At 63.9% G+C, this 8,530-nt stretch carries 7 protein-coding genes; all 7 read left to right on the top strand.

Annotated elements, in window-relative coordinates; translation table 11 throughout:
* The coding region (locus LCE31_RS32105) for a molybdopterin cofactor-binding domain-containing protein (protein WP_225020664.1) at positions 1–493 on the top strand (493 nt) is incomplete at its 5' end.
* Positions 494–650: 157 nt separating this feature from the next.
* Entirely contained in the window at positions 651–1,187 is a 537-nt protein-coding gene (locus LCE31_RS32100; RefSeq protein ID WP_225020661.1) for a hypothetical protein, read from the top strand.
* Positions 1,184–2,743: a WXG100 family type VII secretion target gene (locus tag LCE31_RS32095; RefSeq protein WP_225020659.1), complete on the top strand. Its 1,560-nt coding sequence runs from the start codon at positions 1,184–1,186 to the stop codon at positions 2,741–2,743. The genes LCE31_RS32100 and LCE31_RS32095 overlap by 4 nt, the downstream gene beginning before the upstream one ends.
* Positions 2,744–2,767: 24 nt before the next feature.
* Entirely contained in the window at positions 2,768–4,186 is a 1,419-nt protein-coding gene (gene mycP, locus LCE31_RS32090; protein ID WP_225020657.1) for a type VII secretion-associated serine protease mycosin, read from the top strand.
* A gap of 427 nt (positions 4,187–4,613) precedes the next feature.
* Positions 4,614–5,045 carry a hypothetical protein gene (locus tag LCE31_RS32085; protein WP_225020655.1) on the top strand — a complete coding sequence of 144 codons (432 nt, stop codon included), beginning with the start codon at positions 4,614–4,616 and terminating at the stop codon, positions 5,043–5,045.
* 13 nt (positions 5,046–5,058) lie between these two features.
* Positions 5,059–7,395 carry a hypothetical protein gene (locus LCE31_RS32080; protein WP_225020653.1) on the top strand — a complete coding sequence of 779 codons (2,337 nt, stop codon included), beginning with the start codon at positions 5,059–5,061 and terminating at the stop codon, positions 7,393–7,395.
* Positions 7,396–7,520: 125 nt separating this feature from the next.
* Entirely contained in the window at positions 7,521–8,150 is a 630-nt protein-coding gene (locus LCE31_RS32075) for a hypothetical protein (RefSeq protein WP_225020651.1), read from the top strand.
* Positions 8,151–8,530: the final 380 nt, after the last annotated feature.

The following is an 8,530-nucleotide window of genomic DNA, read 5'->3' as shown; positions in this document are numbered from 1 at the left end:
GTCCCGCCCCCACCCCACCGAGCCGCTCGACGAGTCGGGCCAGGGCGACGCGTTCGTCGGCCTCTCCTTCTGCGCGATCCGGGCCGTCGTCGACGTCGACATCGAACTCGGCACGATCCGTGTCGTGGAGATGGCGGTGGCCCAGGACGTCGGCCGCGTCCTCAACCCGGCCCAGCTGCGCACCCGCATCGAAGCCGGCGTCACCCAGGGCATCGGCACCGCCCTCACCGAGAACCTCCGCACCGGCCGGGGCCTGGTCCGCCACCCCGACCTGACCGGCTACGCCCTGCCGACGTCGCTCGACGCGCCGGACATCAAGATCGTGCGGCTGGTGGAGGAACGCGACGTCGTCGCCCCGTTCGGCGCCAAGCCCGGCAGCGCGGTCTCCGTGGTGACCTCGCCCGCCGCGGTCGCCTCGGCGGTCAGGGCGGCGACCGGCCGCCCGGTCGGCCGCCTGCCCATCCGGCCCCAGGCGGCTGTGGCGCAAGGGTGACGCGAACGGCGTTGCCCGGTAACCCTCAGATGCGTACTGTCACTTGCGGTCGATACAGTGGGCCGTGAAGCTTGTCCTGTACGGCTTCGAGGCATTCACAGGCCTGGCGGTGCGCGCACGACCATCCGCGCAGCGGCGGGGACGGGGGGAGACAGTCGTGGTAGCGGCAGCAGCGGGGGGCGGAGGAGGGTCGTCGGACACCGGCGGCCTGTTCGGAGACCCGTTCGGCGGCGTGGTGTCGGCGGTCAACGACATGATGAGCAACCTCGCCGACATGAAGAAGTTCAAGAAGGACGTGGACGGCCTGCTCACCATGCTCCACGGCTCCCAGGCGGCCCCGACCCGCGTGGGCCAGGACCGCATGCAGCGCACACACCTCGGCGGCGAGGGCTTCCACGAGGCCCAGTACCTCTACGCGTCGTACGACAACGTGCACAACGAGCTGGAAAACCTCTCCAAGGTGCTCGGCCTCCAGATCGAGAGCATGAGCCTCGCGATCGAGACCTCGGGCAAGAGCTACAGCGATCTGGACGACGACATCAAGTCCCGGATGCACAAGCTGAATTCCGAGATCGAGGCGCAGTACCACCCGGATCGGGACCCGTACCACAAATCCGACAAGGGTGGTTCCAAGAAGACCAGCAGTGGCGGCGGCATCAGCCACGGATTTGGCGAAGACGGGGGTGCCAAGTGAGCGGACACGGGGGCGGCAGGCTGATCGCCGCCAAGACGGACTTCGAGTCGATGTCGCACGAGCAGATGCACGCACTGCTCCAGTCCGCCGACATCCACGCGGCCGGCAACCTCTCCGCGAAGCTCGCCGCGATCCACAAGACGGTGGAGACCATCGGCAACCACCTCAAAGCGCACGTCATGGGCCTGACGTGGGAGGGCAAGGGCGGCGACGCCTTCCGCGAGTGGGGCAACCAGACGGCAAACGCGACGCTGAAACTCAGCGCCTACGCGGACGCGGCAAGCAAGCAGATGAACGAGGTCTCCCAGGCCATCGTCGAGGCCCACGCGAACATGCCGGACCTGTCCCGCACCACGGGCCCGCAGGCGGACCTGCACAAGGCAACACAGGCGATGAAGCACAGTGACTCCCCGGCGCTCGACATGACAGCGATCCGGGCCAACTCACGCATCGAAGCCACACGCAGCGACGCCGCAGCCACGATGCAGAAGCTGGCAACGACGTATGTGGACAGGGGCGGCCAGATCAACGCCCTGAAACCACCTACGTTTCCGCCTCCGGCGAGTCAGTTGGGTAAAACTTGGCAAGACACGGAGGCGCACCGGACGGTGTCTGGCGAGGAGGGGGGCCTTCGCAACTCTTCAGTCAGTGGTGGCACTGACACGCATGGGAGTCGGGCAGATAGCCGATCCGTCAGCGGTTCTCTGAGGGCAAGCAAAACTTCGATCGTTGGACTTTCGAACTCCCCGGCCAGCGGGGGCGCGCACAGTATTTCGCAGCAGACCCCGTTTGCGCCAGACACGCACATGGAGGTCGACAGCGCGGGAAGTTCACTTGCTGGGCCGAGTTCCTCTGTTTCCGCCCCACCGCCAGCTCATCACAGTTCGCAGCAGGGTTTCGCCACCTCCGTACCGCCGGCTTTTGGGGGACGGCCTAGTGGTGTGCCTTACGCGGGCAGTGGCGGAGGTCCCTTCGGGCGTCAGCTTCCGCTGTCAGGAGGACCTCTGCCGCGGGTCACAGGTAACGAGGTCACTGGCGAACGTGTCTCACTTCCCAGAGAGAGCGGCATCGTCGGTGGTAAACCTGTTGAGTCACCCAATGGCCGGGTACCGGCGCGGCTCCCGCGAGGCATGGTTGTCGGGGGCGAGCAAGCCCCGAACGGGACCGGCAACCGTCCTCCTCTGGGAGGCCGGGGAAGCTCAGGTCTGCACATGGGTTCTGAAGGCCAGACAGCTGCTGGCCGTAATGGTCTCGTGGGTGGCCGCCGACTGGCCTCTGAGCCAGGGGGTGTTGTTGGGCGTCCGACTCAGTCGGAGAAGCTGGGCGCCCGCCCCTTCACTCAAGGTGGTTCGGGCTTGGCACGAGCTGGATCCGAAGAGACCGAAGGGCGCGAGCCCGGTCAAGGCGGACGGTCTGGCACGCTTCCTCGTGGTGGGCGAAGCAGGGCACGACATCGCGATGATGAACGCGGCAGCGAACGTCCTGACTACTTGACTGAGGAAGAAGAGACGTGGCAACAGGGCAACCGGCGGGTTGTTCCTCCTGTTATTGAGTAAGCCCGCTGGAAAGGTTAGAGGCATATGCGCAAAGTGCGCGGACGGTCGCTGGGGATCAAGGCTATTGTGACGTCCGGTGTAGGGGCACTGTTGCTCGGTATGGCGGCAGTGCCCACGCAAGCCGCTGACACAGTTCGTGGCAAAGAGTGGCATCTCGATGCCATGGAAGCCGAACAGATCTGGAAGATTTCCACGGGCCGTGGTGTAACGGTTGCTGTGCTCGACTCAGGTGTAGATAAGTCTGTCCCGGACCTGCAAGGTCAAGTGTTGCCCGGGAAGGACTTTTCGATGCAAAAAGGGGACGAATACACCGACGTCGATAACCACGGTACGGGAATTGCGGCACTGATCGCGGGCACGGGGCGGCGTGGCCCGATCCAGGGGTCATGGGGACTGGCGCCTGGGGCAAAGATTATTCCTGTGCGTATTCCATATGCCATCGAGAATGGGGCGAAGGACGGGAAAAGTTTCCCGGAAGGGATGGCTGAGGCCATTAGATATGCGGCTGATTCACCCGCGAAGATCATCAATATTTCCGTGGGTGACCCCTATGGTAATGGGGCTCAGCTCGATTCGGCAGTGAAGTACGCTCTGGGTAAAGGGAAACTCCTCTTTGCTTCTGTCGGCAACAGTGGGGACAAGGGAAACCCTGTCGAATATCCTGCCGCTACTCCTGGTGTCGTGGGTGTCGGTGGTCTAGATAAGGATGCAAAGCTCTGGTCCGGATCTGAGACCGGTCCGCAGGTAGACATTTCTGCACCGGCTACGAACATCTGGAGCGCTTGTACCGGTGGCAGCGAAATCTGCGAGGGCACGGGAACCAGCCCTGCCACCGCTCTCGCCTCCGCCTCGGCCGCTCTCCTCTGGTCCAAGCATCCCGACTGGACCAACAATCAGATCCTGCGGGTTCTGCTCAACACGGCGAGTGGTCCCATCACCGGCCCACGGCACAACGAGCAGATTGGGTACGGAGCAGTCCGCCCCCTCGTGGCGTTGAAGAACCCGGGCGACCCCGGTCCGGCCGACGTCTACCCGCTGCCGGATCTCGCCGCGTCGGAGAAGAAGTCGGGAGGCCCGTCCGCGTCGGCCTCGGCCGGTGCTCCGGCCGCTGGTGGCAGTGACAGCGGGAAGCAGAGCCCCGCTGCGACCGCCGCCTCCGACTCCGGCAGTGGCGGGAGCACGGGCCTGTGGATCGGCATCGGCGCGGCCGTCGTGGTTGTGGTGGCGGCAGTGGCCGCGTTCGCCGTGTCCCGGGTCCGGCGCAAAGCCAGGGCGGCCGGCGCCCCGCCGCAGCAGCCTCCGTACGCGTACACGACTGCGCCGCAGCCGTACTACCCGCCGCAGGATCAGGGCTATCCGCAGCAGCAACCTCCGCAGTACCCGGGGCAGTACCCGCCCCCGCCGAGCGGCGGACAGAGCGGACCCCCGGCCGGCGGGGCGTAGCGGGCCGCAGCGTACGGACGGGCCAACAGCTCCCTCGCGGCGCCCTGTCGGCCACGGCCGACTCGCAACCGCGCTCTGTTCCGCGTGGCCGTCCTTGTGGCCGTCCTTCACGGAGCCCCGTCCCAGGCGTCCCCGTCCGGTTCGCTCGCCGCCCCGCGTTGAGCCCATCGCAATGCCCTGTGCCCGGAACCGGCCCTGCGGGAAAGGGCGTTCTTTGTGCACGCCTCCCAAGGTGCGGCGTTTCTTTGCCAAGTCTCAGGCCCCGGGCGGAGCCGCAATGCCCGGATGGTGCGGAAAGCCCGAAAGGCGTTGGCAATTGAGGCCCCCTGGAAGGACAAAGACCCGATAAAATGTCCGTGCGCATGACAGCCGTCGGGCGGTATGGCCGTGCGGCGACACGGGGATGTGGAACGGGGACGGGGGATCGATGTCGTTCGACGAGGAGTGGGCGTCCGCTCGCGGTCAGGCCGCGCAGAACGTCGGTATGAGGCTGAACCACGTGGCGCCTGAGCCCGGTGGGGCGGGCGGGCCGTCGTCCAAAGACCTGCAGGTCAACCAGGATCACCTTGGCGCGCTCGGCAGCGCCGCGTACAGCTTGCACGACACGCTGACCACCGACGGGAAGATCGCGGAAGCCAGCACGCAGACGGCGGCGCAGATGCTGACGGTCAGCAGTTTCGTCACGGGCGGTGCCTTGCAGCAGGTGCACGACACGTGGAAGTCGCAGGTCAACGCCCTGCTCGGGGCGTGCGCGCTCATCTCGAACCATCTCGATTACAGCGCGGCGTCCCATCAGAAGGAAGAGGCGGACATCCAGACGTCGATGCGGGTGTCCACGATCAACTCGTACTTCAAGTAGGGACGGAGCGGCTGTGCTGACGTACAACGACGTTTACCTGGCCCCGCTGGACAAGCTCTCCGCCGCGATGCACGACTGGTCGACCATGGCCACGAAGCTGGACGCGCTTGCCACGACCGCGCATACGACGATGGCGGCGAAGGCGAAGGACGAGTACTGGGTCGGCAGCAATGCGGACATCACCAAGCCCTTCATCGACAAGACCGCGAAGGAGTTCAGCGACGCGGCCAAGGAGGCCAAGGGCATCCACGCCATCATCTCGGAGGCGTACACCGCCTTCAAGAAGGCGAAGGACGACCTCCAGAAGCTCATCGACCATGACGCACCGTCTCAGGGACTGATGATCGGTGCACACGGCAAGGTGGTGGCGCAGTATCCGGTGGAGGAGAACAACGGCGCCCGGCACGACCCGGATTTTTCCGAGATGTACGGGAAGCAGCAGTCACGCATCCAAGCCCTGCAGAAGCGGGTCGACGCCATCGTGGAGACGTGCGACGATGCGGACACCTCCGCCTCCAATGCCCTCAAGGCCGATGTCACGTCGGACGGACATCAGTTCAGCAAGCCCGTGTACAACAGTCTGGACGCAGAAAAAGCACACCGTGCCGTCGCGCTCGCACGCAAGGGTGCTGACCTCACGCACAGTCAATTGCTTCAGTTGAATGAACTCCTCAAGGACAACAGTAAGTCGCGCGAATTCTCCCGAGATTTTTATGATGGCATCGGCGGGCCCAAGAAGGCACTCGTATTTTTCGGCGATCTTTCCACCGATACTTACGACGGCACCACCCAGGACAAGCAACGGCTCAAGGACGTCCAGGCGTTGCAGAAAGACATGGGCCTGACGCTGGCGACTGCGACGAACCCGGCCGGACCGAAGGATCAGTGGCCCAACCGCTGGTCGGAGGAGATGCGCAAGCTGGGGACGCAGAGGATTCCTCTCCAGGCGGGCGACTACAACGGTCCGTATGGCTATCAGTTGCTCGGTGGAATCATGCGGTACGGGAACTATGATCCAAAGTTCCTGAACCCTATTGCCGAACATGTGGTCCAGCTTCACGCCAAGGACCCTTATATGTTCGCCAATTCCAAAAGCGACCTCGGGTATGACAAATTTCCGTTCAACCCGTCGGGCAAGGACGGTGCGGGCTACGATCCGGTGACCAGTATGCTGGAGGCGATGGGGCACAGCCCGGAAGCCGCGCAGCAATTCTTCTCGGAAGATCCGCAGGCTTACAACACGGACGGAACCCTTGAGGGTGGAATCCCTGTTGATGCCGACGGTAAGCAGATAAGCAGTTACCTGGACTACTTCGAGAACAAGGATTATCAGTCCTTCCCTGACATAGTCGGGCACGATCCCGCCGAGGCGGCGAAGTCCGTGAATGATATTCCCGATGCCTTTGGTCATGCTTTGGAATCCGCTACCCTCGGACACGCCTATGATGATCAACACGCCAGTCTTGTGCGGACTGCTGCGGGCTCCGACATCATGGAAAAGGTTGTCCAGACCTATGGAGGAGACGCGGGCCTGCTTAAATCCCAGTCGGCGCTTTCGGACAGTCTCGGTCGTATGGGGGCCAGCTACGTCGATGACTTGAGCTGGGCGCTCGACCAGAACAACGACCCCGGAAGCGTCTTTGCGCCCAAGGACAACTGGGATGCGCATGCGGAATTCGGTGACGAAAACGCGAGAAAATTCCTGAGCTCGCTCGGGCAGCATCCGGATGCCTACGCCACGGTTTCCGATGCCAGTCGCGTTTATACGTCTTCTGTTCTGGAGGCGCAGGTCGGGGACAACGGTGCGATTGATCAAGCGGGCGCCCACGAGGCGGTACGCACCGGAGCCCTGACCCAAGGAATTCTTGACCAGTCACGTGCGGACCAGATCGGTGCCGAGGGCGGCAAGGCCGCGGACGACTACAATTCCGCAATGGAGAAGAAGTCCGGATGGATTGAACTGGGGACAGGCGCTGCTATTGGTGTCGGTGCCGCGTTCCTGCCTATTTCTGCGCCTGCGGCCGGAGTGGCGGCCGTCCTCGTGCCGCTGGCAATGGAGAATGGTCAAGGCGTGGTAGAACAATATGCGGGGCAACTGGTCGGCGACTGGTCGGATGCCTCGACCGATAAATGGAGCGATGATCACGCGGAGCGAATTCATCAAGCGCAGAGCGTGGTTTATACGGCCGGCAGATCGAACGTCCAGGTGCCTCTGCAACTGTTTCAGGCGAATCACGGTCTGGAATTGAAAAGCCCTCTGATGCAGGATCTGATCAGTACCGCCAACGAGGGTTACAACAATGGGAACTCTGAGGAGCGGCAAGAGGGAAACCTTCCGCAGACGGGGTGATTGATGTGATGAGAATGGTGTCGCCCAGAGGTGTTGCGATGGGTTCCGTGGCTGTGTGCCTGTCCCTCCTGACGGTCGCTTGCGGTGGTGGCAGCAAGGACCCCGAACCATCGCAGGCTTCAGGTGTGTCTGCCATCAAACTGTGTGACGGCACCCTCTCTGAGCGAGCGGCGAGTGCCGTGGGGTTTCTGACAGGTCAGAAGACTTATGCGGCACAGGACCCTGATAGTCCGGACAAGGCCGCTGATGCGCTGGCCACGTCTTATGTGCCCGGTACCGCCAGTGCTCCCGACGAGAGCCGGCACGCGTGCTCGATCCAAAAGGCGGGCTCTGTGGGTGAGCCTTATCTTCAGATCAACGTGCAATTTGCGGATGAGGCGGATGCTGATGAAGCCGCCGATACGTCTGCTGGAAACAGGCGTAATCTGGAGGGTCTTCAATATCTGGATCAGGGCAACACTGCCCTTGCCAGCGGCCGATTTGCGGAACTTTATTTTAAATGCGTCAGCCCTGAGCTCAAGTCCAGCTCTGAGACGACTCCCGCCCTGGTAGCAGTCACGCTGGAATCAGGGGCGGGCGTGCGGGCTCTGCATCCGCCGGAGAAAGCGACGGAGGAGGTGCGTGAAGCCAACCTCGCTGTCGTGCACTCCGTTGCCTACCGGATCGCGCGGCACTGGAACTGCGCCGATGAAGCCAAGCTTTCAGCAACCGCCGTTCTCAAGCGTGTTCCCGTATCCGCGTCGTCGTCGGGGTGACGACCGGGAGAGACGACGGTGCGGTTCGGCAGCCTCCGGGGCGCCTTCCCCGCGGAGAACGTGCTCATCGACTGTGGGATGCGGGGCCTCCTCGGCGGGCTTCTTACGACCGGCGCCTGAGGCGAGGAGGCGAGGAGGCGGGACGCCGGCCCCCGGCACCCGGCCCGCGTTGACGTGCCGGCCCGGGTCGTAAGACCAACGAACCACTGCCTTTCGGACCTCGGCCAGGGGTCAACCCGGGCAGTGCCCCTTACTCTGACGGGATGACTACCCCCGAATCGCGCGACGCCGATGTCGCCGCCCCCGAGCTTGCCCTCGTCTCCGACGCGCCGGACGGAGAGTGCCACGAAGGGGAGCAGGGGGAGCAAGGGGAGGAAGGG

This window comes from Streptomyces sp. 8L, assembly GCF_020176795.1.
Classification (GTDB): Bacteria; Actinomycetota; Actinomycetes; order Streptomycetales; family Streptomycetaceae; genus Streptomyces.
This window is presented reverse-complemented; position numbering and strand designations above follow the sequence as displayed.